Annotated in this window: 25 protein-coding genes and 1 tRNA gene; 14 read left to right on the forward strand and 12 right to left on the reverse strand. The window is 57.1% G+C overall.

Annotation, left to right across the window (positions count from 1 at the left end):
* Positions 1 to 85 precede the first annotated feature (85 nt).
* Genes HA46_RS17305 through HA46_RS17315 form a run of 3 tightly spaced genes read left to right on the forward strand, consistent with a single transcriptional unit; the run spans position 86 to position 3,193 of the window.
* The gene (locus HA46_RS17305; protein ID WP_084885680.1) at positions 86 to 331 is read left to right on the forward strand and encodes a DUF1656 domain-containing protein; all 246 of its coding nucleotides are present in this window, start codon (positions 86 to 88) and stop codon (positions 329 to 331) included.
* Positions 328 to 1,185: an efflux RND transporter periplasmic adaptor subunit gene (locus tag HA46_RS17310; RefSeq protein WP_033789854.1), complete on the forward strand. Its 858-nt coding sequence runs from the start codon at positions 328 to 330 to the stop codon at positions 1,183 to 1,185. The genes HA46_RS17305 and HA46_RS17310 overlap by 4 nt, the downstream gene beginning before the upstream one ends.
* A 7-nt stretch (positions 1,186 to 1,192) precedes the next feature.
* Positions 1,193 to 3,193: an FUSC family protein gene (locus tag HA46_RS17315; protein WP_084885683.1), complete on the forward strand. Its 2,001-nt coding sequence runs from the start codon at positions 1,193 to 1,195 to the stop codon at positions 3,191 to 3,193.
* Here the strand turns inward: HA46_RS17315 and HA46_RS17320 are convergent, their stop codons facing one another.
* From HA46_RS17320 to HA46_RS17335, 4 genes are all read right to left on the reverse strand, one after another.
* Positions 3,194 to 3,661 (reverse strand): hypothetical protein, encoded by a 468-nt coding sequence (locus HA46_RS17320; protein WP_033789850.1) that lies wholly within the window; start codon positions 3,659 to 3,661, stop codon positions 3,194 to 3,196.
* Positions 3,662 to 3,800: 139 nt separating this feature from the next.
* A complete protein-coding gene (gene sodC / locus HA46_RS17325; protein WP_033789848.1) occupies positions 3,801 to 4,322 on the reverse strand; it encodes a superoxide dismutase family protein in 522 nt (173 codons plus the stop codon).
* Positions 4,323 to 4,408: 86 nt separating this feature from the next.
* Positions 4,409 to 5,305: an aldo/keto reductase gene (locus tag HA46_RS17330; RefSeq protein WP_084885687.1), complete on the reverse strand. Its 897-nt coding sequence runs from the start codon at positions 5,303 to 5,305 to the stop codon at positions 4,409 to 4,411.
* Positions 5,306 to 5,362: 57 nt separating this feature from the next.
* Positions 5,363 to 5,602 carry a DUF1289 domain-containing protein gene (locus HA46_RS17335; protein WP_084885690.1) on the reverse strand — a complete coding sequence of 80 codons (240 nt, stop codon included), beginning with the start codon at positions 5,600 to 5,602 and terminating at the stop codon, positions 5,363 to 5,365.
* 207 nt (positions 5,603 to 5,809) lie between these two features.
* On the opposite strand from HA46_RS17335, the gene eptA reads away from it, so the two are divergent.
* The 5 genes from eptA (at position 5,810) to rnt (ending at position 10,531) form a co-directional block, all read left to right on the forward strand.
* A complete protein-coding gene (gene eptA / locus HA46_RS17340) occupies positions 5,810 to 7,444 on the forward strand; it encodes a phosphoethanolamine transferase EptA (RefSeq protein WP_084885692.1) in 1,635 nt (544 codons plus the stop codon).
* 39 nt (positions 7,445 to 7,483) lie between these two features.
* Positions 7,484 to 8,080 (forward strand): TetR/AcrR family transcriptional regulator, encoded by a 597-nt coding sequence (locus HA46_RS17345; protein WP_084885695.1) that lies wholly within the window; start codon positions 7,484 to 7,486, stop codon positions 8,078 to 8,080.
* A gap of 48 nt (positions 8,081 to 8,128) precedes the next feature.
* A complete protein-coding gene (gene nemA, locus HA46_RS17350; protein ID WP_084885699.1) occupies positions 8,129 to 9,226 on the forward strand; it encodes an alkene reductase in 1,098 nt (365 codons plus the stop codon).
* Between the two features lie 111 nt (positions 9,227 to 9,337).
* A complete protein-coding gene (gene gloA / locus HA46_RS17355) occupies positions 9,338 to 9,745 on the forward strand; it encodes a lactoylglutathione lyase (RefSeq protein WP_033747448.1) in 408 nt (135 codons plus the stop codon).
* A gap of 111 nt (positions 9,746 to 9,856) precedes the next feature.
* Positions 9,857 to 10,531, forward strand: coding sequence for a ribonuclease T (rnt, locus tag HA46_RS17360; RefSeq protein ID WP_033789899.1), 675 nt, complete (start codon positions 9,857 to 9,859; stop codon positions 10,529 to 10,531).
* Between the two features lie 41 nt (positions 10,532 to 10,572).
* Here the strand turns inward: rnt and HA46_RS17365 are convergent, their stop codons facing one another.
* Positions 10,573 to 10,908, reverse strand: coding sequence for a Grx4 family monothiol glutaredoxin (locus tag HA46_RS17365; protein ID WP_179256429.1), 336 nt, complete (start codon positions 10,906 to 10,908; stop codon positions 10,573 to 10,575).
* A 362-nt stretch (positions 10,909 to 11,270) separates the two neighbouring features.
* Between HA46_RS17365 and HA46_RS17370 the strand changes: the two genes are divergently transcribed.
* Positions 11,271 to 12,071 (forward strand): C40 family peptidase, encoded by an 801-nt coding sequence (locus tag HA46_RS17370; RefSeq protein ID WP_084885704.1) that lies wholly within the window; start codon positions 11,271 to 11,273, stop codon positions 12,069 to 12,071.
* A gap of 2 nt (positions 12,072 to 12,073) precedes the next feature.
* Here the strand turns inward: HA46_RS17370 and HA46_RS17375 are convergent, their stop codons facing one another.
* Genes HA46_RS17375 through HA46_RS17395 form a run of 5 tightly spaced genes read right to left on the reverse strand, consistent with a single transcriptional unit; the run spans position 12,074 to position 17,472 of the window.
* Positions 12,074 to 13,102, reverse strand: coding sequence for a fimbrial protein (locus HA46_RS17375; protein WP_084885707.1), 1,029 nt, complete (start codon positions 13,100 to 13,102; stop codon positions 12,074 to 12,076).
* A 41-nt stretch (positions 13,103 to 13,143) separates the two neighbouring features.
* Positions 13,144 to 13,665, reverse strand: coding sequence for a fimbrial protein (locus HA46_RS17380; protein ID WP_084885710.1), 522 nt, complete (start codon positions 13,663 to 13,665; stop codon positions 13,144 to 13,146).
* Positions 13,656 to 16,166, reverse strand: a complete 2,511-nt coding sequence (locus HA46_RS17385) for a fimbria/pilus outer membrane usher protein (protein ID WP_244277536.1) — start codon at positions 16,164 to 16,166, stop codon at positions 13,656 to 13,658. The genes HA46_RS17380 and HA46_RS17385 overlap by 10 nt, the downstream gene beginning before the upstream one ends.
* 29 nt (positions 16,167 to 16,195) lie before the next feature.
* Entirely contained in the window at positions 16,196 to 16,870 is a 675-nt protein-coding gene (locus HA46_RS17390; protein ID WP_143807656.1) for a fimbrial biogenesis chaperone, read from the reverse strand.
* Positions 16,871 to 16,914: 44 nt separating this feature from the next.
* On the reverse strand, positions 16,915 to 17,472 hold the full coding sequence (locus HA46_RS17395) for a fimbrial protein (RefSeq protein WP_143807657.1): 558 nt from the start codon (positions 17,470 to 17,472) through the stop codon (positions 16,915 to 16,917).
* A 734-nt stretch (positions 17,473 to 18,206) separates the two neighbouring features.
* On the opposite strand from HA46_RS17395, the gene purR reads away from it, so the two are divergent.
* Positions 18,207 to 19,232, forward strand: coding sequence for an HTH-type transcriptional repressor PurR (gene purR / locus HA46_RS17400; RefSeq protein ID WP_084885717.1), 1,026 nt, complete (start codon positions 18,207 to 18,209; stop codon positions 19,230 to 19,232).
* Here the strand turns inward: purR and punR are convergent.
* Positions 19,229 to 20,134, reverse strand: coding sequence for a DNA-binding transcriptional activator PunR (punR, locus tag HA46_RS17405; protein WP_033789834.1), 906 nt, complete (start codon positions 20,132 to 20,134; stop codon positions 19,229 to 19,231). The genes purR and punR overlap by 4 nt on opposite strands.
* A gap of 120 nt (positions 20,135 to 20,254) precedes the next feature.
* On the opposite strand from punR, the gene punC reads away from it, so the two are divergent.
* Both punC and cfa read left to right on the forward strand, forming a co-directional pair.
* Complete coding sequence (punC, locus tag HA46_RS17410; protein ID WP_084885726.1) at positions 20,255 to 21,457, forward strand: purine nucleoside transporter PunC; 1,203 nt, start codon at positions 20,255 to 20,257, stop codon at positions 21,455 to 21,457.
* A 307-nt stretch (positions 21,458 to 21,764) separates the two neighbouring features.
* Positions 21,765 to 22,913, forward strand: coding sequence for a cyclopropane fatty acyl phospholipid synthase (gene cfa, locus HA46_RS17415; protein ID WP_084885720.1), 1,149 nt, complete (start codon positions 21,765 to 21,767; stop codon positions 22,911 to 22,913).
* 42 nt (positions 22,914 to 22,955) lie between these two features.
* Here cfa and HA46_RS17420 read toward each other — a convergent pair whose 3' ends face one another.
* A complete protein-coding gene (locus HA46_RS17420) occupies positions 22,956 to 23,594 on the reverse strand; it encodes a riboflavin synthase (RefSeq protein WP_033789831.1) in 639 nt (212 codons plus the stop codon).
* A 194-nt stretch (positions 23,595 to 23,788) separates the two neighbouring features.
* Here HA46_RS17420 and HA46_RS17425 point away from each other — a divergent pair, with 194 nt between their 5' ends.
* Together HA46_RS17425 and HA46_RS17430 are read left to right on the forward strand one after the other, a co-directional pair.
* On the forward strand, positions 23,789 to 25,162 hold the full coding sequence (locus tag HA46_RS17425; RefSeq protein ID WP_033789829.1) for an MATE family efflux transporter: 1,374 nt from the start codon (positions 23,789 to 23,791) through the stop codon (positions 25,160 to 25,162).
* A 200-nt stretch (positions 25,163 to 25,362) separates the two neighbouring features.
* Positions 25,363 to 25,439 (forward strand) — tRNA-Val (locus HA46_RS17430).
* Positions 25,440 to 25,491: the final 52 nt, after the last annotated feature.

Genomic DNA, 25,491 nt, shown 5'->3' on the forward strand with positions numbered 1-25,491 from the left:
ACAAATTACAAACCCCGGGCGAAGCCCCAGCGCTTCATCTACGCTTTTTGAGACCGGCGCCAGGGTGATATCAGAAGGATGATGCGTGGCTATTTTTCCCTTTCATGCGGCTGGGCCCCTGACCGACCTGGTCTTCGGCGCCTCGCTGTTCTTTCCACCGCTGTTTAAGGCGGTCCTGCTCGGCTTCTTCTTCTGGCTTATTCTTCATCCGCTGCTGCGCGGCTGGCTCTACTCGGGGGATATCTGGCATCCGACGCTGCTGGATCTCTCGCTTTTCGTACTTTGCGTCGCCGCCGGGCTTTTTCTGCTGGGACAGGGATACTCCTCATGAAATTCAATGCAGTAAAATATTTTTCCACGCTTATCGTCTTCGCGGCCGCCCTGCTGGCGGGCTGGTGGATGTGGAACTACTACATGCAGTCGCCCTGGACGCGCGACGGCAAGGTCCGCGCCGAGCTGGCGCAGGTGACTCCCCAGATTTCGGCGCGCATCGTCTCGCTGGCGGTAAAAGATAATCAGTTTGTGCGCCGGGGCCAGACGCTGCTGACGCTGGATACCGTGCCCTGGCAGATTGCGCTGGACAACGCCGAGGCGCAGCTGGCCAAGGCGCAGGCCGACCTGGCGAAGGCGCAGCATGAAGCGCGACGCCGCGCCAGCCTGCCGCGCAACGTGATTTCGGCCGAAGATCTCGACGCCGCGCAGCTTAACGCCGCGTCGATGGCGGCCAGCGCCAAAGCGGCGCAGGCGGCGCTGGACCAGGCACGCTGGAATTTGCAGCAGACCACCGTGACGGCACCGACCGACGGCTGGATCAGCAACCTGACGCTGCGCGTCGGCGACTACGCCACGGCGGGCACGCCGCTCTTCGCTCTGGTCGACAGCCACTCTTATTACGTGATGGGCTATTTCGAAGAGACCAAGCTGCGCCATATTCGGCCTGGCGCGCCGGCGCAGATCGTGCTCTACAGCAACGGCGCGCGCCTGCAGGGCGAGGTAGAAAGCATCGGCCGCGCCATCTATGACCAGAGTATCGACAGCGACAGCGGCCTGGTGCCGGATATCAAGCCGAACGTGCCCTGGGTGCGGCTGGCGCAGCGCGTGCCGGTGCGCATTCGCCTGGCGCAGATACCGGATAATGTGCCGCTGGTGGCCGGCACCACCTGCTCTATCGCCATTCAGCCGTGAGCGCGCGATGAATCTGCACTGGCTGGCCTGGGACCAGCTGCCCTGGGTGAAGGCAGACGCCAATCAGTGGCGCTATGCGCTACGCAACGCCATCGCAATGTGCCTGGCGCTCAGTATCGCCTATGCGCTCGACCTGGATGAGCCCTACTGGGCGATGACATCGGCAGCGGTGATCAGCTTTCCCACCGTCGGCGGCGCGATCGGCAAAAGCCTCGGACGCATCGTCGGCAGTCTGATGGGCGCAGGCGCCGCGCTGCTGATCGCCGGCCATACCCTCAACGAACCCTGGCTGTTCACCTTTTTTATCGCCGGCTGGCTGGCGTTCTGCACCGGCATCGCCAACCACTACCAAAACAACGTGGCCTACGCCTTTTCGCTGGCGGGCTACACCGCGGCGATTATCGTTTTCAGCAGCGTCGACCTCACCGATGCGACGGATCTCTGGAATCTGACGCAGGCGCGCGTCTGCGAGGTGATTTCAGGCATTCTGTGCGCCGGGTTTATGATGATGGTGCTGCCGAGCACCTCGGACGGCGAGGCGCTGATCGCCTCTTTGCAGAAGATGCACGCGCGACTGCTGGAGCACGCCGGGCTGCTGCTGCAGCCTACCGAGGTCGATAAGGTGCGCGCCGCCCATGAAGCGGTGATCAGCCAGATTCTCACCATGAACCTGCTGCGCATTCAGGCGTTCTGGAGCCACTACCGCTTTCGCCGCCAGAACAACGTGCTCAACTACGTGCTGCACCAGCAGCTGCGCCTGACCAGCGTGCTCTCCAGCCTGCGCCGCATGCTGCTTAACTGGCCCGACGCGCCGCAGCCGCTCTACGACGCCATCGACGCGCTGATGCAGGAGCTGGCGAACGCGCAGTGCGACAAATACCGGCTGGCGCGGATCCTGCGCAGCGTCACCCCCGCCGCCGACGGCGACTACCGCCAGCGCGCCTTTTGTCAGCGGCTGCGCTACTTCTGCTGGATGTACCTCAACGTCAGCCGCTGGATCCGCCTGCTGGCCCGTGCCGACGCCGATACCCGCTTTCAGCCGCCGCCCGTGCCCGCGCTGGCGCGGGAGAGCGACAGCGCCGAAGCCGGCTGGAGCGCGCTGCGCACCTTTTGCGCCGTCGTGGCGGGCTGCGCCTTCTGGATCACCACGCAATGGTCGGCCGGCGCGGCGGCGCTAACCCTGACCGCCATCGCCTGCGTGCTCTACTCGTCTGCACCCTCGCCCAGCGGCAGCGTCACCCTGCTGCTGAAAACCCTGCTCTGGCTGTCGCTGTTCAGCTTTGTGATGAAGTTCGGCCTGATGGTGCAGATCTCCCAGCTGTGGCAGTTTCTGCTGTTTTTGTTTCCGCTGCTGCTGACGCTGCAGCTGTTTAAGCTGCAGCAAAAGCAGCGCGCCGCGCTCTGGGGCCAGTTTATTGTTTTTATGGGCTCGTTTATCGCGGTGACCAACCCGCCGAGCTGGGATTACGCTGACTTTCTTAACGACAATATTGCCAAAGTGTGCGGCGTGATGCTCGCCTGGCTGGCGTTTCAGATCCTGCGCCCCAGCTCCGACGCGCGCCGCAGCCGCCGCCATATCCGCGCGCTGCGCCTGGCGTTTCTCGACCAGCTGCGCCGCCGTCCGCGCCTGAGCGAAAGCCGCTTCGAATCGCAGATCTACCATCGTATCAGCCAGCTGAGCAGCAGCCGCGACGAGCAGGCGCGCGTCTGGCTGCTGCGCTGGGGCGTCGTGCTGCTCAACTGTTCGCATATCGTCTGGCAGCTGCGCGACTGGCAGCCTGCGTCAACCGCGCTGGCGCAGATGCGCGAGGCGAGCCTGCAGGATTTGCAGCGCATCATCAGCGCGCGCGGCGTGCGGCACAGCTCGCTCGATCGGACGCTGACGACGCTGGAGGAGACGATCCGCCAGCTGGTGGCGGAGGACGATACGGAGGCGAACACGCTGGCGGGTATTTTATGGCGGCTGCGCTGTTCGCTGGCGCAGCTGAAACAGGCGGTGCCGGAATAGCTATTTGCAGTACTGCAGCTGCTGGCGGTCGAAATCGGCCTGCAGCTGCGCCAGGGTCTTACGCTGCTCGAAACGGGTTTTATCGTTAGCGGACATCGGCTCAATCACCAGCTCGCGCTCTTCAGGCGAATAGATAAAACGCCGGCGGATTTCGCTGCCGGTAAAGCTCTTGCCGATAATGCTGCCGCACACCATGGTCATGCTGGTGCGGTAGATCGCCGTTTGCTCAAAGTTGGTTTCGGTGGCGCTGCGCAAGATATCCTGGCAGCCCTTCTCTTCAAGCCGTTTGCGCGTGCTGTGGCTCAACCATTCGCGTCCTTTCGCGATGGACTCGCACTCGGCGCGCGCCGGGCTGGCGTCGATAGTGCGCTGAAGCTGACGTCCTGCTTCCGTCCTGAGCTGGGTTTCATTGGGTTGATCGCAGCCCGCCAGCAGCAGACAGAGCAGCAGTGCGCCCGTTTTCTTCATTCCTTCTCTCCTTTGATCGCACCAGATGAAAGTGTATAGAATCAGTATCATAGGCGGTAAATCATCAGGAGAACATAGCCGGAAAGTAAACTAAGCGTTAATAAAACGGCTCCATAAGGAGCCGTCGGTTAAGGAACCACTAGATCACGCCGCAGGCGTAGCGCCCGCCGCCGCCGCCAAGCGGCTGCGGATGATCGGCGTGGTTGTCGCCGCCGATATGCACCATTAACGCTTTGCCCTTGATCTCGTCCAGGGATTTCAGCCGCGGCGCCAGCACCGGATAGTCGGCGCTGCCCTTCTCATCAACGTAGATCGCCGGCAGATCGCCGAGGTGTCCCTCGCCGTAAGGACCAAGGTGCTTACCGGTTTTTTGCGGATCGAGATGGCCGCCCGCCGCGCCCGCCGCCACCGTTTTGCCTTCAGAGACGCCGGGTTCGCAGCTGCCGTTGGCGTGAACATGAAAGCCGTGCACGCCGGGCGTCAGGCCGTTCAGCTTCGGCGTAAACAGCAGACCATATTTCGTCTGCTCGACATCGACCGTGCCGATCGCCTCGCCGATGCCCTCGGCGCTCACTTTATGCAGTGTGACCTCTTGCGCCAGCGCGTTGCCGGCAAGGCCGCCGCTTATCGCAAACAGACATGCTAAGACCGATTTTTTCATTATCGCTTGCCTCTTATCTCCCACAGGGTGTGATAAGCCTGGCCGCAATTTCCGATCTGCGCCGCTGTTTGACACAGCTTTACGCTTCAGGGCACATCGTAACCCAGCGCCGCTTTGCGGATGCGGAACCACTGCTGGCGATCCAGCTTAACCTCAAGCGCCGCCACCGCTTCGCTGACGCGTTCAGGATTGCCGGAACCGACGATCGGCAGCGGCTGGCTCGGCAGCGCCAGCACCCAGGCGTAGACCACCTGCGCCAGGCTAGCGGCGCCGGTTTCGAGACGCACCTGTTCCAGTTCGTCGCGCAGCGGCTGATAGTGCGGATCCTGAAACAGCTCGCCGCCGCCCAGACAGGACCACGCCATTGGCCGCAGGCGCAGCTGCTGGCACTGATCGAGGGTGCCGTCCAGCAGCACGTTTTGCTGAATCGGCGAAATTTCCACCTGATTGGTGGTCAGCGTAAAGGGCAGACGCGACTGCAGCAGCGCGAACTGCGACGGCGTGAAGTTCGACACGCCGAAGTGGAGCACTTTACCGCTCTGATGCAGCGCCAGAAACGCCTCGGCCACCTCATCGGCGTTCATCAGCGGATCGGGACGATGGATCAGCAGCAGGTCGAGCCGGTCGGTGGCGAAATGGCGCAGCGAATTTTCCGCGCTCTGCACGATGTGCGCTTTGTCGGTGATGTAGTGCCCAATGCGATGTTCCGGCTTCGCGCGCGTGGCGATGCCGCATTTGGTGACGATCTGCAGACGATCGCGCAGGCCGGGCGACAGCTTCAGCGCCTCGCCAAAAGCGGCTTCGCAGCGGTAGTCGCCATAGATATCGGCGTGATCCACCGTGGTGATGCCTAATGAGAGGTGGTGTTCGATAAAGCTGACGCGCTGTTGCGGGGTCATTCCCCACTCCATCAGGCGCCAGTACCCCATGATCAGAGGAGAGAAAGCGGGGCCCTGCGGCGAGATCTGTTGCGCTTGTAGCATAGTGATATCCCTGTGTGTGCTCTTTCAGTCAGTGTCAGGGAGTATAACGAAAAGCGCTCAGAACAGGGATGGCTGCTGCGGTTCGGCATCGTCTTCCTGTTTCTGCTGGCGCAGCAGACGCAGGCGGCGCTGATGGCACAGGCGCAGCACGTCGCGCTTCTGCGCGTCGCTGAATTTCATCCAGTTGAAGCGCTCTTCCCGGCTGCGCAGGCAGCCGAGGCAGTAGCCGCGCGCATCCACCTGGCAGATGCCGCGACAGGGACTGGGTACCGGGAAAAACTCAAGTTGCTCCGCCACAGGCTCTCCACATCGCTGATGATCTCCTTTAAAGATAGCTCAAGGCGCAAGCCTTTCTCACTGCGACCCGCGTGTCTCGTCACTAAATGTAACTAATTAGTTTGGCTAAACTGATAATTCCGCGCATAGTGTTGAGCCTTTGTTAAGGTTTTCCCAAGTTATTAGCTTTATTCTCTTTTGGCGATAAATTGTTTTTACTGGATACTCATGCAGTTAAGAAAGTTACAATGTCACGAAAACACCTTTAATTTGGCGGTTTCCCTGTTCTTTGCGCTGGTCCTGAACGGTTTGTTTCTGTTCCGCGCCTGGGAACGCATTCCTTATACATCGCTGCACGACTACTTCTTTGCCGCCAGCCTGCCCCTTGTGCTGACGGCGGCGTTCGGCCTGATCTTTAATCTGGTCGCCTGGCCTTACCTGCGCAAGCCGCTGCTGGCGGTGCTGATCCTGACGAGCGCGGCGGCAAACTACGTTATGTTTAGCTTCGGCACCGTTATCGATACCAATATGGTGCAGAACGTCTTTGAAACCGATCTGCAGGAGTCCATCGCGCTGCTCAGCCGCAACGCCGCTATCTGGCTGCTGCTGATGGGCGTGGCGCCGACCCTTGTCATACTCCTGACGCGCTTCAAACGCCGCGAATGCTGGTGGATGAATCTCGCCTGGCGCGCGCTGTTTATGGCGGCGTCGCTGGGGGTTATCCTGCTGATGGCGCTGCTCTTCTATAAAGATTACGCCTCGCTGATCCGCAATAACAAAGGGTTGGTCAAAATGGTCACGCCGGCCAACATCGTCAGCGGCGTCGGCCACTACGTCAATAATCGCTGGATGAGAGGCAGCCAGGCCTGGGTGCATATCGGGCAGGACGCGCATAAGGGCCCCACCATCGCGGCGGAGCAGAAAAAAACGCTGGTGGTGCTGGTCGTCGGCGAAACCGCGCGCGCGGAAAACTTTTCGCTGGGCGGTTACGCGCGCGAAACTAACCCGCAGCTGAAAAAGCAGAATGTTATCTACTATCCGCAGGCGACCTCCTGCGGCACGGAAACCGCCATCTCTGTGCCCTGCATGTTCTCTAATATGCCGCGCGCTCACTACGACGCTAATCTGGCGCATCATCAGGACGGCGTGCTGGATATCCTCGGCCACGCTGGCGTCAGCGTGCTGTGGCGCGAAAACGACGGCGGCTGCAAAGGCGCCTGCGACCGCGTGCCGCATACCGATATGACGCTGTGGAAGCTGAACGACTGGTGCCAGGCGGGATCTTGCCTCGACGACGTGCTGCTGCACCGGCTGGATAACTATACCCACGGCCTGAATAACGACGGCATTATCGTGCTGCATCAGATGGGCAGTCACGGCCCCGCCTACTATCGTCGCTATCCGCCGCAGTTCCGCCAGTTTACGCCGACCTGCGACAGCAATCAGATTCAGGACTGCGACCATCAGGCGCTGATGAATACCTACGATAACTCTCTGCTCTACAGCGACGATATGATCGGCCGCACCATCGATATGCTGAAGGGGTTAAGCGATCGCTTTAACGTGGCGCTGGTCTATCTTTCCGATCATGGCGAATCGCTCGGCGAACACGGCATGTATCTGCACGGCGCGCCCTATCTGTTTGCGCCGTCTCAGCAGACGCATATTCCCCTGCTGCTGTGGATGTCGGATGATTACGCCAGGACCTACGGCATTAATCAGGCCTGTCTGCGCCAGCAGGCGCCGACGGCAGAGGTGTCGCAGGACAACCTGTTCCATACGCTGCTGGGAATGTTCAACGTGCAGACCAGCGAATATCAGCCGCAGCTCGACATGATCAGAACGTGCCGAAAAGCGGGCTAAGCGTTGCATCTGACCGATCGGTCTACTACCTTAAGCGCCATGAACAAGACGCAGCAACGCACCGAAACCCGTGAACATCTGCTCGCCACCGGCGAGCAGCTCTGTCTGCAGCGCGGTTTCACCGGAATGGGACTCAGCGAACTGCTGACGCTGGCGGAGGTGCCGAAAGGCTCCTTCTACTACTATTTCCGTTCGAAAGAGGCGTTTGGCGTGGCGCTGCTGGAGCGTTACTTCCTGCATCTGCACCAGCAGGTCGAGGCGCGGCTGCAGCGCGGCGAAGGCACCCCGCGCGAGCGGCTGCTGGCGCACTTTCGCCAGGCCGAGCGGCTGTTCAGCGAACAGGGGCATATTGTCGGCTGCCTGGCGGTGAAGCTCTCCGCGGAAGTCTGCGATCTCTCCGAGCCGATGCGCGACGCCCTGCAGCGCGGCGCCAGCCGCATTATCGCGGTTTATACGCAAACGCTCGAAGCGGCGCTGCGGCAGGAGACGATGAAGCTGCCCTACGCGCCGCGCGAGATGGCGGAAGTGATCTATATTCTGTGGCTGGGCGCCAGCCTGCAGAGCAAGCTGTCCCGCGAGCCGCAGCCGCTGCGCCTGGCGCTAAGCACTCTCGAACAGTGGCTGCAAATCCGCTGATTTTAAAAACGCCGTTTTATAGCAGACCGGTCTACTACAGGAGTTGTTATGGCAAGTACCCAGCTGTTTAACCCGCTCAAAGTGGGTGCGATTACCGTACCGAATCGCGTATTCATGGCGCCGCTGACGCGCCTGCGCAGCATCGAGCCTGGCGACATCCCGACGCCGCTGATGGGCGAATATTACCGCCAGCGCGCCAGCGCCGGCCTGATCATCACCGAGGCGACGCAGGTTTCTTTCCAGGCGAAAGGCTACGCCGGCGCGCCGGGCCTGCACACCCAGCAGCAGATTGCCGCCTGGAAAGCGATTAACGCAGGCATTCACGAGGCGGGCGGCCACAGCGCCGTTCAGCTATGGCACACCGGCCGCATTTCGCACAACAGCGTGCAGCCGGAAGGCAAAGCGCCTGTCGCGCCCTCTGCTATCGCCGCCGGTACGCGTACCTCGCTGCGCGCGGAGGATGGCAGCGTCTATCGCGAAGAGACTTCGACGCCGCGCGAGCTCACCGTCGCCGAGATCAAACAGATCGTGGCGGATTTCGGCCAGGCGGCCGCCAATGCGCGCGAGGCGGATTTCGATCTGCTGGAGCTCCACTCGGCGCACGGCTATCTGATGCATCAGTTCCTCGCGCCTGGCTCCAACCGTCGCACCGACGAATATGGCGGCAGCATTGAAAAACGCGGCCGCTTCGCGCTGGAAGTGGTCGACGCCGCCATCGCCAACTGGTCCGCCGACCGCGTCGGCATTCGCGTTTCGCCGATCGGCAGCTTCCAGAATCTGGACAACGGCCCTGAAGAGGAGAAAGCCGCGCTCTGGTACATCGGCGAGCTGGCGAAGCGCAATATCGCCTATCTGCACCTTTCCGAGCCGGACTGGGCGGGCGGCAAGCCCTACAGCGACGCCTTCCGTGAAAAAGTGCGCGCGATCTTCCCCGGCGTGATTATCGGTGCGGGCGCCTATACCGTTGAGAAAGCGGACGATCTGATTGCGCGCGGCCTGATCGACGCCGTGGCCTTTGGCCGCGACTTTATCGCCAACCCCGATCTGGTGGCGCGCCTGCAGCAGGACGCCCCGCTCAATCCCCAGCGCCCGGAGAGCTTCTACGGCGGCGGCGCGGAAGGCTATACCGACTACCCGACGCTTTAAGCGCGACGCTGGCGTGACGACGGTTACGCCAGCGCCCGTTTTTTGCTATTTTCACCGCTATACTTAGCGTTTGAGTCATCAGAAGATGACGATTTAATAAAAGAGGATGTTATGCGTTTACTTCACACCATGCTGCGCGTTGGCGATCTGCAACGTTCCATCGACTTTTACACCCGCGTTCTCGGCATGCGCGTGCTGCGTCAGAGCGAAAACACGGAGTATAAATATACGCTGGCGTTCGTTGGCTATACCGAAGAGAGCGAAGGCGCAGTCATCGAGCTGACCTACAACTGGGGCGTGGACAGCTACGATCTCGGCAACGCCTACGGCCATATCGCGCTAGGCGTGGACGACGTCGCAGCGACCTGCGACCGCATCCGCAACGCGGGCGGCAAGGTCACGCGCGAAGCGGGTCCGGTTAAAGGCGGTTCAACTATTATCGCCTTCGTCGAAGATCCAGACGGCTACAAGATCGAGCTGATCGAAAACAAACACGCCGGTCACGGCCTGGGCAACTAAGTTTGCCGCTTCAGTCTGCGCGCTGCGACAGGCTGAAGCTTTCCCTTCTGCTGCACCCTCCTCTTTTTTTTGCCATAATGCGCGCTGCCTATTTTCTGCTATGAGATGCTGATGTCTGAAACGAACTCCCTGAACGCGCTGAATCAACGTTTCCGAGGTTTCTATCCTGTGGTGATCGATGTCGAGACCGCAGGCTTTAACGCGCAGACCGATGCGCTGCTGGAGATCGCCGCCACCACGCTGAAAATGGACGAAGACGGCTGGCTGCACCGCGACCAGACGCTGCATTTCCACGTCGAGCCTTTCGAAGGCGCGCTGCTTCATCCGGAGGCGCTGGCGTTTACCGGCATCGATCCCAGCAACCCGCTGCGCGGCGCGATTAGCGAATATGAGGCGCTGCACGCCATCTTCAAGATGGTGCGCAAAGGCATCAAGGATCACCACTGCAATCGCGCCATCATGGTGGCGCACAACGCGACCTTCGATCTCAATTTTATGATGGCCGCCGCCGGTCGCGCTGGTCTGAAGCGCAACCCCTTCCATCCGTTCGCCACCTTCGACACCGCCGCGCTGAGCGGGCTGGTGCTGGGGCAGACAGTGCTGGCGAAAGCCTGTAAAGCGGCAGGCATGGATTTTGACAGCACCCAGGCGCACTCTGCGCTCTACGATACCGAGCAGACGGCGACGCTGTTCTGCGAGCTGGTAAACCGCTGGAAACGGCTGGGCGGCTGGCCGCTGCCGATGGCGGCGAGCGACGACGCGGAAGCGGCGCCGGAGCAGGCATAAAAAAAGGCCGACTTGCGTCGGCCTTTTTTATTGCGCTGTTTTTATTCCGCTTCTTTGTGCTTTTCCGCCGTCTCTTTGATCAGCGACTGCAGTTCGCCGCGCTGGAACATCTCGACGATAATATCGCAGCCGCCGACCAGCTCGCCGTCTACCCACAGCTGCGGGAAGGTCGGCCAGTTGGCGTATTTCGGCAGCTCTGCGCGAATATCAGGGTTCTGCAGAATATCCACGTAAGCAAAGCGCTCACCGCAGGCAGAGAGCGCTTGCACCGCCTGCGCAGAGAAACCGCAGCTTGGCAGTTTCGGCGAGCCTTTCATATACAGCAGGACCGGGTTTTCTGCGATCTGGCGCTGAATTTTTTCTACAGTACTCATAATTGCCTTCCTTAATTCCTTACTTCGTGTTTGTTTATTGTAGCGACTTCGCCCCGTCACTGAAAACGACAATTTCTCGCTTGTCGGGCGAAACCGCCATGTTTGTTAAGTTCTTTAGTAAAGATCTGAGTTTTTATGACGATAATCAAAACCTAAGCTGTTCATAACTGGTAATAACTTTGCTGCTATAAACCGCTGAAATCGCTCATTTATGCGTCAGATGCAACCCTGTAACAGTTTAATAGAAAAATGGCTTAACTTTTGAAAAAAACCTGGCTTAGAATGGCCCCGGCGCTGATCTCCGATCAGATTTTTCTAACCTCGTTACGGCCTGTTGTCGTAACCGCTAACCCTGTAACCGGACTATGCGATTACTGATTACGCTCTTTATATTAGCTTTCGCGCAGCTGTTCATGAATATCGCTTCGGCCTCGCCGCAAGCGCCGGTTAACGCCAGCCTGCACAAGGCGGAGAAAAAAAGCGCGCGCGAAGATGAGCGCCGCAAACGGCGACCGGTTAAAACCAGCGCGAAAAAAACGCGCTCTTCTACTGCGCAAAAACTCAAACTGAAAAAGCAGAAGAAAATTGAAACGGCTAAGCTTGCCCCTTCCGCCGCCGACACGAAAAAAACCCTTACGTCTTCTCGCAAACGCTATGGCCGCCAGCGCACGCTGAGCACCGCAAAAGCTGCTAATCTCCCGCTGCTGGATACCGACGGCACTTCCACTATCAAAATGAGCAAGTCCCATCGCCTCCGCTACCAGAAAGCGCGCGAAACGGCGATGACCAAGCTAATGGGGCAGCTGGGCAAGCCTTATCAGTGGGGCGGTACCTCGCCGCATACCGGTTTCGACTGCAGCGGCCTCGTCTGGTACGCCTATAAAGACCTGGTCAAATTCAGAATTCCGCGCACCGCAAACGAAATGTACCACCTGCGCGACGCTGCGCCGGTGAAACGCGAATCGCTGGAGAAAGGCGATCTGGTCTTCTTTCGTATCAACGGCCGCGGCACCGCCGACCACGTCGGTGTTTACCTTGGCAACGGCAAATTCATTCAGTCGCCGCGTACCGGCAAAGATATTCAGATTAGCGCCTTGGGTGAGGATTACTGGCAGCGTCACTATATTGGCGCACGCCGTATGATGACGCCAAAAACTATTCGCTGAGCCTACTGGTAAGAAAAAGTGATGCTGGCCAGCGCGTTAGCTGAACCCGGTTTGATATTACCGGTACGCACATATCTCGCCTCAAATGGCAGCATTATCGTCTCTGCCTTGTTAAAGGTTGTTATATAGCGCTGATTAAGCGTTCCGGGGGTGCTGCTATCCGGCCCCAGCATCACCGGCTGCCCGTAGCTGCTAAACTGGACGCCGACGCCATCAGCGCTGGAATCTTGCGTCAGAGACACTGTAGACGAGTAATTGCCTGGCTTGCTCTGATCGGTCATCACCATTTTTAGCTCCACACCACTTTCACATTTTAACCCAATCTGGAAAGAGACAGCTGCAGAGAGGCTCCCTTCGGTTGGCAGATCACGCGCATCGATCTCGCCTAAATCAACCTGGCTTTGCGGTGTTAAAACTGTGCAGCTTCTTGCCCTTATGTCAAAGGTGGTCGGTTCGATAATAATACTGGCAGTCGCAGATGATGATGAAGAAGTGCCGGTCATAACCGCAGCTGTAAGCCTTGGTGTCGAGCGAGAGCCTGGCTGCAAACGCTCATTCGTTTTAACAAACTCTAATTTAGCTGACCAGCCTAGATTCGCCGGATTTGTAGAGCCGCTGCTAAAAGGATAGGTCTTCAAAATGTTCTCTGACAGGCACTGATATTCATTGTCCGGGGCGCCTTGATCTTTAACTTGTAAAATATAGCCGATGCCGGGAATGCCTGCCTGGTAAACGCGGCAATAGTTCTGACCTCTCCTCAGCGTCAGGTTAGTCGGTATAGCGCTGCTGGCCGCCTGGACGGTGCCACTAGAGCACGTTTCCCACCATCCACAATAGATATTTTCAACCACAGCGTCGTAAGTTAAATTTGGCTCCAGTGCGATTGTGTCTGCCGCACCGGTATAAGTGATATTCTGCGGCTTCAATATTAAATTTTGTTTGAACTCTGAACCTTGTGCGTTAGAAAATGCGGTTGACAGCGCCAGCGCGCCCAGGCCAATGACCGCTTTAATACAACTCTTATGATGCACGGTTACAGCTCCTTAGCATAACAAATTCAGTCAAATCGCGTTTACTGATATTCCACATTCCAGACTACACTTGCAGATACTGGCCCGGCTTTGAGCGGCGCGCCCGTTGCCGCCAGGCGGGCGAAAAAATTTATTGCAACCCGATCGTCACCGGCACGTCCTTTCGCTGCCGTCTGTTCGCCCACAGCCAGGCGGTTACCCTCTTCGTCCAGCAACTGAATGCCAACTCCTGTCGCTCCCGACGGGTCAATGCGAATCAATGTGGGGTCGTTCTCATCTTTCTGCGCCGTAAAACGTATTTTCGCGCCGCTAAAAGCGACACCGCAGTTTTCGAGGTTCAGCACAAAAGGCGTCTGCGGCCTCTGACTGTCCGGCGCATAAAGATCGCTAGCCTGTACCGTACCCATTGGGACATTGAGATTAATCGAGTCGGCTGCGACAACGCAGCTGTTAACTCGCACTGAACCTGTGACTCTGATCAATGTGTCATAGCCGAGCGCATGGCTGCTTAGCAGCGACAGCCAGGCTGCCGTGACCAGAATCGTGCTCCTCCTCATAAACATGTCACCTCCTGTGAATAGAGCCCGCTCCTTGCATTGTAGAACGCTTTATCAAGCCGATAACTGGCTTTACAGCTCTGCTGTGCGCCTTTTCCCCAGCGCACATTAAGCTCCCCCTGCTGTGGCAGACCCGACATATAGAGGCCGCCGCTGTCCCCGACGATACTGCTGTTCAGATTTTCTCCAACCAGACTTGCTGTGGCACCAAACGGAACCTGTCCCTGTTTATAGTTGAGATACAGCATTGCCTTCTTTCCAATCTGCGTAGAGAATTCTACGCGCGTCATAGCGCCACCGCCGGGAAGGGTACTCGCCACGGGATTTTTCAGCTCCGTCTCTGGACTCAGAGTGTTGACATCCAGCTCAACCCGATTAACCTGGTAAGGTGAGGCGTAAGGAATAACCGCATAGCCGCGACTATCCGTTTCGAGGCCACGGTGGTTGCGGATAGCCACATGCGCCGCTCCCGGCGCTTTAACCAGTATATTGGTTTCGCCCAGCGGCTGGCTTAAGGTCAGACCATCCTCATGCAGCACCATCCCGCCACTTGTGCCGTAGCTGAGGGTGCGAGACTTCCGGGCATAGCTGTAACTGGCATGATAATTGCCAACTGCGTTTTTATACTGTAAAGCTACATCGCCACCAACCTGCTGTTGGCGGCTGTAGTGCTGGCTTACGTTGTAATATAACTCAGGCTGCTGCGGCAGATAGCCGCCGATGCCTATCCCCTGGCTAAAGCCAGAAGAGGCGGAGTGCGTCATGCTATAATTTACGCGGCGGCTATCTGCGCGCTCTCCCAGCGGTAATGACAGTGACAACGCAAAGACGTTATCTTTACGGTGATCAAACAACGTGGTGTTATGCTGAAAGCTTATCCCCCAGGAGAGATCCCCCCATGAGTTGTTCCAGGCACCATTAATACCTTCAGTTACCCTGGCACTGTGCCAGTAGGTCTGGCGGTTCCAGGAAAGTGAGAGCGACCCTAACGATCCCATATTATGCGATAGCATCAGCTGATTTTTTGACTTGCGCGCCAGTCGTAAATCGTAACGGCTGTCAAAGCGCTCCTCTCCATTCAGATCGCCCTTCGCTGAACTGCCTCCCCAGAGTCCCTGATAAGTGGTATCACTCAGGGTGTAAAATCGCTGCGTCGAAAAGCGCCAGGCATAAAAATTAAGTAGTGTACTCGCATTGTTCAACAATTTACTGTAACGCAGCCGAACAGAGCTACCTTGATAGATATGGTCATCGGCCAGAAGACTGCGCGCCTGAATAGCATCAACAGAGTAGGCACCCAGCATTCCGAGGTTCTGTCCTAATCCGCCTGCCAGCGCCTGATAGCGATTGGCCATCTGGGTACCGCTGTAAAAGGTCAGGCCGTGATCCCAGCCATAAAATATTTCACCCTGAAAAAACAGGGGATTATCCTGGTTTGAGCCACTGCGATAGCGGCCTGCTGCCAACGAGTATCGTATTTGACCCGGCCGGACCAGGTTAGGGACGCTGGCAAAAGGCACGGTGAATTCACTGACGCGACCATTTTCTTCAGCGATCTGCACCTGTAGATCGCCACCGGAGGCGATCGGGAAAAGATCTTTAAAAACAAACTCGCCCTGCGGAACTGTATTCTGGTAAATAATGGCACCATTCTGCCGGACGGTCACAGTGGCGTTATCTTCCGCAATTCCTCGTACCTCCGGGGCATAGCCGCGCTGGCTGGTGGGAAGCATACTTTCGTCGCTTTCTAGCGTCATACCAGTCAAGCCAACAGGATCGAAAATTTGTGGCGACGCGAAGGTTTCGCCCACCTTAAACTGCGCCTGTAAGTCGGACATATCCCGCTGCGCCCAGCTGCGGACATGACTTAGCCTCTCACTACTGTGTGCCGCCCAGGTACTGGTATCATGCAGCCGCCACCCTCCCAAATTGACCGAGCTGTTTAGGCCAATAAATAGTCGCTGGTTATTCGCCTGTTCACTGTCGGCATAATGACTATAAGAGCCATTCAGGATGTAGTTCAGCATGACGCTGGGGATGCCGTTATCCCAGCTGTGCGGATCGATATACCCCCGGGGCTGCGTTTTCAGATTACGCTGCGCTATGGTTAACTGGGCCGAAAGCGTGCGTACATCTACCTCGCTTTTTACGCCTGGAATGCGTTGAGAGAGAAAGTAACAGGCTCGCGGTGGCATGTCGTGCTTCTCGCTGGAGATCATCCCTAATGACTTTATCTGTTGTTCACTGAAGCAGAGCTCCGGCTTCTTAGAGCCAGCAGGATAGTCGAGCGTAATCAGGTCGGTAAAAAGATAAGACCGGTTAAGATAAACGCTGAGGTTATACTGACCCGGTGGGATTTCGCTTCCCCTGGCGATCCATGAAAGATCGACATCCCTGGCATTATCATCGCTTAAAAATTGCGGATTGAATTTCATCTCAGCAAGCGCTGATTGATAAAACCAAGGCAGCATTATTGCGATTGAAAAACTCAGATAGTTAATTTTCACGGTATCTTTTTTAACCTATCGAAGCAATTTTAAAGCAGGATCGTTGTTTTATCCGTCAATGCACCATAGTCATTAATTGTTTGGAAGCTGACTTTTTTTGTTTGTCCCTTGTTAGCAGATAACGTAGCACTGCTATTTGGCGTCACCATCACACTGGGGACAGGCTTATCATCAAGTCGGATATTAACAAGCGTAATAAAAAAAGGCGTAGAGTTACTAACAATCACCTTACCATGCTCTTTTTTAAAGTTTATCTTTCGCCATGCATCAGCCGCCTCTTTATTAAGACTTTCAGGCCGGTAAAAAAGCTTAATACGGCTTGCAGCAGCAAACTGCAATGAATTTGATCCCCCTTCTTCTTTCATTTGCGGAATGGCTTTAACCGTCACCCAATAAAGCGACTCACGATCTTCCGGTAGTCTGTGACGGTTAATAAGTATGCGTAAAATATTTTCACTCTTGGGATTCATAAGAAAAAGAGGCGGCGTAATGATAAAATCTTTCGTTCGCGTTCCCTTTTCATCTTCAATCCAGGACTGTATCAACCACGCTGTATCAGTGGCGGTGTTACGTACGCCCAGCGCAGCGTGTACAACTGTGCTGGGGAAGATGATGCGAGTAGCGCTCAATCCTACTCCGCCCCCCCAGGCCAGTGATGAGACTAATGTGAGGGCTGCTGCTAGCGTAATTCTCCAGCTTGACATGACAATCTCCCGGCTCGCCCGGCCCGCAGACCGGGCTGCAACTATTATGAATAAACCAGCGTATAGGTTGCGGTGGCGCTGGCATCACCCGCTGTCGCGTCACCAAGTGGGGAGGCAAACTGCGCGCTAAAATTGAGCTTATTAGTCCCTTCTTTTAACAAAATCTTTGAAGATTCAGTGTTCAGGGCAATTTGTTGACCTGTTTCGTCATAGATACGGATCACGACGTTCTGCGCACTGTTGCCATTCTGACCTGTAGCAAGACTGCTTGGATCATTCTTGTCAGCCGTTCCGCTAAATACCACGGATACCCCTGACGTCGACTGAGCCTCACACCCTTCAAGCATGATAGAAAAGTGTTTTTTATTCTGAGCTTCACTATTTGCAGAGGAGAGCATTGAAGCCTGGACCTGTCCCAAATCAACGGAAATATTAGAGCTGTCGCTGCTAATGGCGCAGGTAGTTGTCACGACGCTACCACTAAAGGATATTGTCCCCCCCATTTTTTCTATGGCCATCGCTGAAGAAAAAGGGAGCGCAGCCAGTAATACTGTGGCCAAAACCTTGCCAGGGCCTTTCATTTTCTCATGGGTTAATTTCATATTATTTCAGTCCTCTTTTCAGGGTATTACTTTTATTTACTGACCTCCGCGCCGGGAAGCAGCCTGTTCGATGTGTAGTTATTTTTTTAAACCAATTAATATTTCGACTACTTACTCAGATTTAATAAAATATCATTGAGCCGCATACAGGCAGAACTCTACCCATTCCTGGTGAAAAACTTTACGGTCGGCTGTTAATTTAACAAACCATAAGTGTTTTACCTCCTGCGAGATCAGCAAACCTGAATAGCCGCCACATTTGCGATGAAAAAAAAGTTACCACTCCTCCTGCATTATTTTCAATTAAAATTTTTCCTTTAAATACTCTTTTTTTGACGCTAACAACTTTAGAAAAATTCTCTTTATCCGTAAGGCAGGTGGATGTATTTATTTAATTTTAATATCTATTTTAAATATATAGCGCAAGTTAAAATTCCCTTACATTGCAGGCTTTTTCGCTTTGCGCAACGACCATCGCTATAGCGCACATCGACCCCATCTGCGCTGAACAAGGGTAAAGATCTCGTTTTATCCGCCCCGCCTTGTTAGAATCCCCCTCTTTCGTTGCGCAACGTCGCGTAGCGCTGCTCCGTACGCAAGGTTTTATGTCTTTTTACCCTGCCAGAACCTCCATGCATGGCGGTAAACAAAGCGATAGTAAACAGCCGTGCGGACGCAATCGTTTAACTAATTATTTATCAAAGGGTTATTGAAAGCCCTGGAGTGACTGTTCAATGGCAACAATTAAAGATGTAGCGAAACGTGCTGGTGTTTCTACCACCACCGTTTCTCACGTCATCAACAAAACGCGTTTTGTGGCGGAAGAGACGCGTAACGCCGTCTGGCAGGCAATTCAGGAGCTGCACTATTCGCCCAGCGCCGTGGCGCGCAGCCTGAAGGTCAATCACACCAAAACGCTGGGGCTGCTTGCCACCTCCAGCGAAGCGCCCTATTTTGCGGAAATCATCGAGGCGGTCGAGCACCACTGCTTCGAGCGCGGCTATACCTTAATTCTCGGCAACGCTCATAACGATCTGCAGAAGCAGCGCGCCTATCTGTCGATGATGGCGCAGAAGCGCGTCGACGGCCTGTTGGTGATGTGCTCCGAGTACCCGGACGATTTGCTTAAGATGCTGGAAGAGAACCGCAATATTCCGATGGTGGTGATGGACTGGGGCGAATCGCGCGGCGACTTTACCGACACCGTGCTCGATAACGCTTTCCAGGGCGGCTATCTGGCGGGACGCTACCTGATTGAACGCGGTCACCGCGATATTGGCGCCATTCCCGGCCAGCTGGAGCGCAACACCGGCGGCGGACGCCATGCGGGCTTTTTGAAAGCGCTGGGGGAAGCGGGCATCGCGGTGCGTCCCGAGTGGATCGTACAGGGCGACTTCGAGCCGGAATCGGGCTATCAGGCGATGCAGCAGATCCTGCAGCAGAAGCAGCGCCCGACGGCAATCTTCTGCGGCGGCGATATTATGGCGATGGGCGCCATCTGCGCCGCCGACGAGATGGGACTGCGCGTGCCGCAGGATATTTCGGTGATCGGCTATGACAACGTGCGCAACGCGCGCTACTTCACTCCGGCGCTGACCACCGTGCATCAGCCTAAAGCCCAGCTGGGCGAGAAGGCGCTGGAGATGCTGCTGGATCGCATCACCAGCAAACGCGAAGTGTCGCAGACCATCGAAGTGCATCCCACGCTGATCGAACGCCGCTCGGTCGGCGACGGCCCGTTCCGCGACTACCGCCGTTAATCCTCGCTCAACCACTCCTGATTGAGCGTTTGCGCATCGCCGAGATAGCTGAGCAGCCAGCTAAGCGCCGGCGATGCGCGTGCTTCGGACCAGCTCACGCAGCAGGGACTTTCCGGAAAGGGCGCAGGCAGCGTCAGCTCCGCCAGCTCGCCCTTATCCAGCAGCGGACGCGCCAGATGGCCCGGCATCATCGCCACGCACAAGCCATCCAGCACGCACGCCAGCCCCGCCTGCCAGTCCGGCACCACCAGACGCCGCTGGTTATCCAGCGTCCAGGTCATGCGCCGCGGCAGCGCGCGCGAGGTATCCTCCAGCACCAGCGACGGCCAGGCGCGCAGCGCGTCGTCGTCGAGCTGCGGCTGCTGCGTCAGCGGATGGTGGCGCGCCACGACGCAGCGCCAGTTCAGCGCGCCCATATCGCGAAAGGCGAAGCGTCCGCCAACCGGGATCGCCTGGGTGGCGCCGATCGCCACGTCGACGCGTCCGTCGGCCAGCGCGTCCCAGACGCCGTTAAATACCTCATAGCTGATGTGCAGCTCCATATCGGGAAAGTGGCGATAGAAGTCGGTCACCAGCTGGCGGCTACGCGGCAGCTTCACGATGCGATCGACCGCGATGCTGAGCTGCCCGCGCCAGCCGTTCGCCAGCTGCTGACACTGTCTGCGCGTGGCGAGCATTTTTTTGATAACCTCGCGGCCTTCGCGCACGAAATGCTCGCCAGCGGCGGTCAACGCCACGTCGCGATGCTGCCGTTCGAACAGCGGCACCGCCAGCCAGGTTTCCAGCTGGCGCACCGTATAGCTGACGGCAGAGGGCACGCGATGCAGCTCCTGCGCGGCGGCGCTGAAACTGCCGGTGCGCGCTACGGCGTCTACCACTTCAAGCGCATATTCGGACCACATGCTTTTTCCTTTCAAAAATTTTCACAGCACTCTGCAAATATTAACGTTTCACAGCGGCAGGCGCACCCTTTTACACTTTGCCGCGTTTAACCTGCCTGACGAAATATGAGATTAAAAACCATGCTGTCATCAAAAGGATTTATGCCCTACCTCGCCCTGCTCAGCATGCTGGGCTTTCTGGCGACCGATATGTATCTTCCCGCCTTTGGCGCGATGCAGATCAGCTTCAATACCTCGCCCGGCATTATCAGCGCCAGTATGAGTCTGTTCCTGGCGGGCTTCGCCATCGGTCAGCTTTTCTGGGGCCCGCTCTCCGACCGCATCGGCCGCAAACCGGTTCTGCTGATGGGGCTGGGGCTGTTCGCGCTCGGCTGCGCCGGCATGCTGTGGGTGGAAAATGCAGTGCTGATGCTGGCGCTGCGCTTTGTTCAGGCGATCGGCGTCTGCGCCGCGGCGGTGAGCTGGCAGGCCCTGGTGGTGGATCGCTATCCGCGCGCGCGCGCCAATAAGGTGTTCGCCACCATCATGCCGCTGGTGGCGCTTTCGCCCGCGCTGGCACCGCTGCTTGGTGCCTGGCTGATTAGCCATTTTCACTGGCGCTCAATCTTTCTGGTGCTGACGCTGACCGGCGTGGCGCTGATGCTGGTCACGCTGCGCCTGCCCGCCAACCGCCCGACGGCGAAAGAGGCGGGCGATCAGCCGGGCTTTTTCTCGCTGCTGCGCTCCGGCGTCTATGGCGGCAACGTGTTGATCTATGCCGCCTGTTCCGCCAGCTTTTTCGCCTGGCTGACCGGTTCACCTTTTATTCTCGCTGACGCGGGCCTGACGCCGGCGGATATCGGCCTCAGCTATATTCCGCAAACCATCGCCTTTTTGCTGGGCGGATTTGGCTGCCGCGCGCTGCTCAACCGCTTTGCCGGCGCGAAGCTTCTCCCCTTGCTGCTGGCGCTTTACAGCCTGAGCGTGGCGACGTTGTTCGCCGTGGCGCTTACCGGAAGCCACAATCTGATCGCCCTGCTTGCGCCCTTCTGCGGCATGGCGTTGGCGAACGGCGCCATTTACCCGATCGTGGTGTCGAATGCGCTGCTGCCGTTCCCGCACGCCACCGGTAAAGCCGCGGCGCTGCAGAATACTCTGCAGCTCGGTCTTTGCTTCCTTGCTAGCCTGGCGGTCTCCGCAGGTTTACAACAGCCGCTGCTGATGACTACGCTGATTATGGTGACCACTATCGCGCTGGCGATAGCGGGCTACGTCTGGCAGCGACGCGCCAGCGCACAAATGGATATTGTCCGCGTTACCACTCCCTGCCAGGATAATCACTAAGGCAACTTTTATAGTTAGCTGACTAACAATAAGTCGTTGAATACTGACCTGGTTGAGCATATACTCGAACAGGTCAATAAATCTGCAAAAAATCAATAACATAATTGTTTTATTATTAGGCGAAGCTTATCGCCCGGATGGTGTCTGCGCGCGCGTTTCCTGCTGCGTCAGACAACGATTTTCAGATCCAATCCTCTGTAAAACGTCGGATATCAGGCGCACGGAGCAATCCGTGACATTTCTCACAGGCTTGAGAAATTGACTATTCTTTTTCTCAGGTTCAACGCGGACAGGTGATGGAGAAGCTATGAGTTCATCGTTAATAGAAGAAGTGAGCCTTGAAGAAAACCACTGGTATCGCATTGTCCACGAAATGCTGGAAAAAGCGGACATCGAAATCAACGGCAGCCGCCCCTGGGATATTCAGGTTAAAAAGCCTGACTTTTTTAAGCGCGTGATTCAGGAAGGCTCACTTGGTCTTGGCGAAGCTTATATGGATGGCTGGTGGGAGTGCGAACGGCTGGATATGTTTTTTCACCGCGTGCTGAAGCACAAGCTGGACCAGCAGTTGCCGCACCACTTCAAAGATACGCTGCGCGTGGCCGCCGCGCGTCTCACCAACCTACAGTCGAAAAAACGCGCATGGATCGTGGGCAAAGAGCATTACGATCTCGGGAACGACCTCTTCTCGCTGATGCTCGATCCCTATATGCAATACTCCTGCGGCTACTGGAAAGAGGCCGAGACGCTGAAGCAGGCGCAGGAAGCGAAGCTGGATATGATCTGCCGCAAACTGCAGCTGGAGCCGGGCATGACGCTGCTGGACATCGGCTGCGGCTGGGGCGGCCTGGCGGAGTATGCCGCGCGCCACTACGGCGCGGTGGTGCACGGCGTTACCATCTCGGCAGAGCAGCAGAAGCTAGCGCAGCAGCGCTGCGAAGGACTGGACGTCACTATTCTGCTGCAGGATTATCGCGATCTTAATCAGCAGTTTGATCGTATCGTTTCGGTGGGCATGTTCGAGCATGTTGGCCCGAAAAACTACGCCACCTACTTCGACGTGGTGGACCGCAACCTCAAGCCGGACGGACTGTTCCTGCTGCATACCATCGGCGCCATCCGCACCGATATGAATGTCGATCCCTGGATTGATAAATATATTTTCCCCAACGGCTGTCTGCCGTCGGTGCGCCATATCGCGGACGCCAGCGAGTCGCATTTCATTCTGGAAGACTGGCATAATTTCGGCGCCGATTACGACACGACGCTGATGGCCTGGTATGAGCGCTTCCTGCAGGCGTGGCCGCAGCTGGCCGAAAAGTACGGCGAGCGGTTTAAACGCATGTTCAGCTATTATCTCAACGCCTGCGCCGGCGCCTTTCGCGCTCGCGATATTCAGCTGTGGCAGGTGGTTTTTAGCCGCGGCGTAGAAGGCGGCCTGCGCGTCGCGCGCTAAGCCGCTCTGTTGAATAAGGCGCCTGGAGCGCCTTTTTTATGCTTATTCGACGTCCGGACGCAGAGCGGCAGCTTCGCGCTGCGCCAGCACGCGCTCGACGGTATCGACGATCGCCTGAGTGTGCGGATCGATCTCGATATTGACACGATGTCCCAGCTTCTTCGCGCCAAGCGTAGTGCGCTCCAGGGTTTCCGGGATTAAATAGACGCAGAATTTGCTTTTGGTCACTTCCCCCACGGTCAGGCTAATGCCGTCAATACCGACGAAGCCTTTATGCAGAATATATTTCATCTGCGCCGGATCCTGAATTTTAAACCAGACTTCGCGGTTATTTTCCGACTGGATAATTTTACAGATTTCCGCAGTGGTCATAATATGGCCAGACATCAGGTGGCCGCCGATCTCATCGCTGAATTTCGCCGCGCGTTCAATATTGACAACGTCGCCTTCCTGCAGGTCGCCTAAATTGGTGACGCGCAGCGTTTCTTTAATCAGATCGAAACTGACGCGGTTGCCTTCAATGGCCGTCACCGTCAGACAGCAGCCGTTATGCGCCACCGATGCGCCCAGCGCCAGCCCCGGCAACAGCTCTTCCGGCAGCTCTGCGACATGGGTGCGAAACAGATCTTTTTCTTCAATGGACACAATCTTTGCGGTGCCCTGCACAATTCCGGTAAACATAGTTTTGGCCTCTGCGAAGTTTGCTCTAGCTTACCACAGCTTAGCGCGCGGATATTATTTCCGCGTCGCGCCCGCTTTACGGCCGCAATATAACGCACAGCATGACAAAACTTGGTGAATCCCGTTAATGCCGCTACACTAACCGCGCATTTCTCCGGGATCATTCCCCCTTTTCTTTTTTAACAGGTGTTAACGTGCAGAAGTATTTAACAGAAGCGCGTCAATTGCTTGCCCTTGCGATTCCGGTCATCCTTGCTCAGGTGGCGCAGACCGCAATGGGATTTGTAGATACCATCATGGCCGGCGCGGTTAGCGCCACGGATATGGCCGCCGTCGCAGTCGGCACCTCTATCTGGCTTCCGGCCATTTTATTCGGCCATGGTCTTCTGCTTGCATTGACGCCAACCGTAGCGCAACTCAACGGCTCCGGCCGCCGCGAACGTATCGCTGAACAGGTTCGCCAGGCTTACTGGCTGGCCTTCTTCGTCGCCATTCTGATTATGGTGGTGCTGTGGAACGCCGGTTACGTCATTCGCGCCATGCAGGATATCGACGAACAGCTGGCGCTAAAGGCGGAAGGCTATCTTCATGCCCTGCTCTGGGGCGCGCCCGGCTACCTCTTCTTCCAGGTGATGCGCAACCAGTGCGAAGGCCTGTCGAAAACCAAACCCGGCATGGTGATGGGCTTTATCGGCCTGCTGGTCAATATTCCGCTCAACTGGATCTTTATCTACGGCCACTTCGGCATGCCGGCGCTGGGCGGCGTGGGCTGCGGCGTGGCGACAGGTTCGGTGTACTGGGTGATGTTCCTGGTGATGCGGCTGTGGGTGCGCCGCATGGGCGGCATGCGCGATATCCGCATGCGCTCTCGCTGGTCGCCGCCGTCGCGCGCCGTGCTGCAGCGTCTCTTTTCGCTCGGCCTGCCGGTGGCGCTGGCGCTCTTTTTCGAGGTGACGCTGTTTGCCGTGGTGGCGCTGATGGTGTCGCCGCTGGGCATCGTCGACGTTGCGGGCCATCAAATCGCGCTGAACTTCAGCTCGCTGATGTTCGTGCTGCCGCTGTCGCTTGGCGTCGCCACCACTATTCGTGTCGGCTACCGGCTGGGTCAGGGCTCGGCTGAGCAGGCGCGCGTCGCGGCCTGGACCGCGCAGGGCGTCGGCGTCTGTATGGTGGCGATAACCGCCCTGCTGACCGTGACCTTCCGCCATCAGATTGCCCTGCTCTATAACGACAACCCGGAAGTGGTCGCGCTGGCGGCGCAGCTGATGATGCTGGCGGCGATCTACCAGTTCTCCGATTCGATTCAGGTTATCGGCAGCGGCATTCTGCGCGGCTATAAAGATACGCGCTCGATCTTCTTTATTACCTTTATCGCCTACTGGCTGCTGGGGCTGCCCAGCGGCTATACGCTGGCGATGACCGACTGGGTGGTGCCGCGTATGGGTCCGGCGGGCTTCTGGTGCGGGTTTATTATAGGCCTGACCTCGGCGGCGATTATGATGCTGTGGCGCATTCGCCGCCTGCAACAGCTGCCCGCGCAGGTGATCCTTGCGCGTGCGGCACGCTAAGAGAGAGGGTTGCAGGAGAGAGATGGGCTTCGACTTCTCTCTCCTGCGCTTCGCGCCGCGTCTTTAACGTCCTGCTACGTCTAAAAAAACGACGCATAGCGCAGTTGCTGGTCAGTCAGCACTAAAAAAGCGTTTTTCCCCTTGCCAGCGTTGCGGCGTGTCGTTAATATTCGTCCCCGCTGTCGCCCTGACAGCGTGTTGCGCTCTTAGCTCAGTTGGTTAGAGCACCACCTTGACATGGTGGGGGTCGATGGTTCGAGTCCATTAGAGCGCACCAAGTGCGTCCGTAGCTCAGTTGGTTAGAGCACCACCTTGACATGGTGGGGGTC

The sequence above is a fragment of the Pantoea septica genome (assembly GCF_002095575.1).
Classification (GTDB): domain Bacteria; phylum Pseudomonadota; class Gammaproteobacteria; order Enterobacterales; family Enterobacteriaceae; genus Pantoea; species Pantoea septica.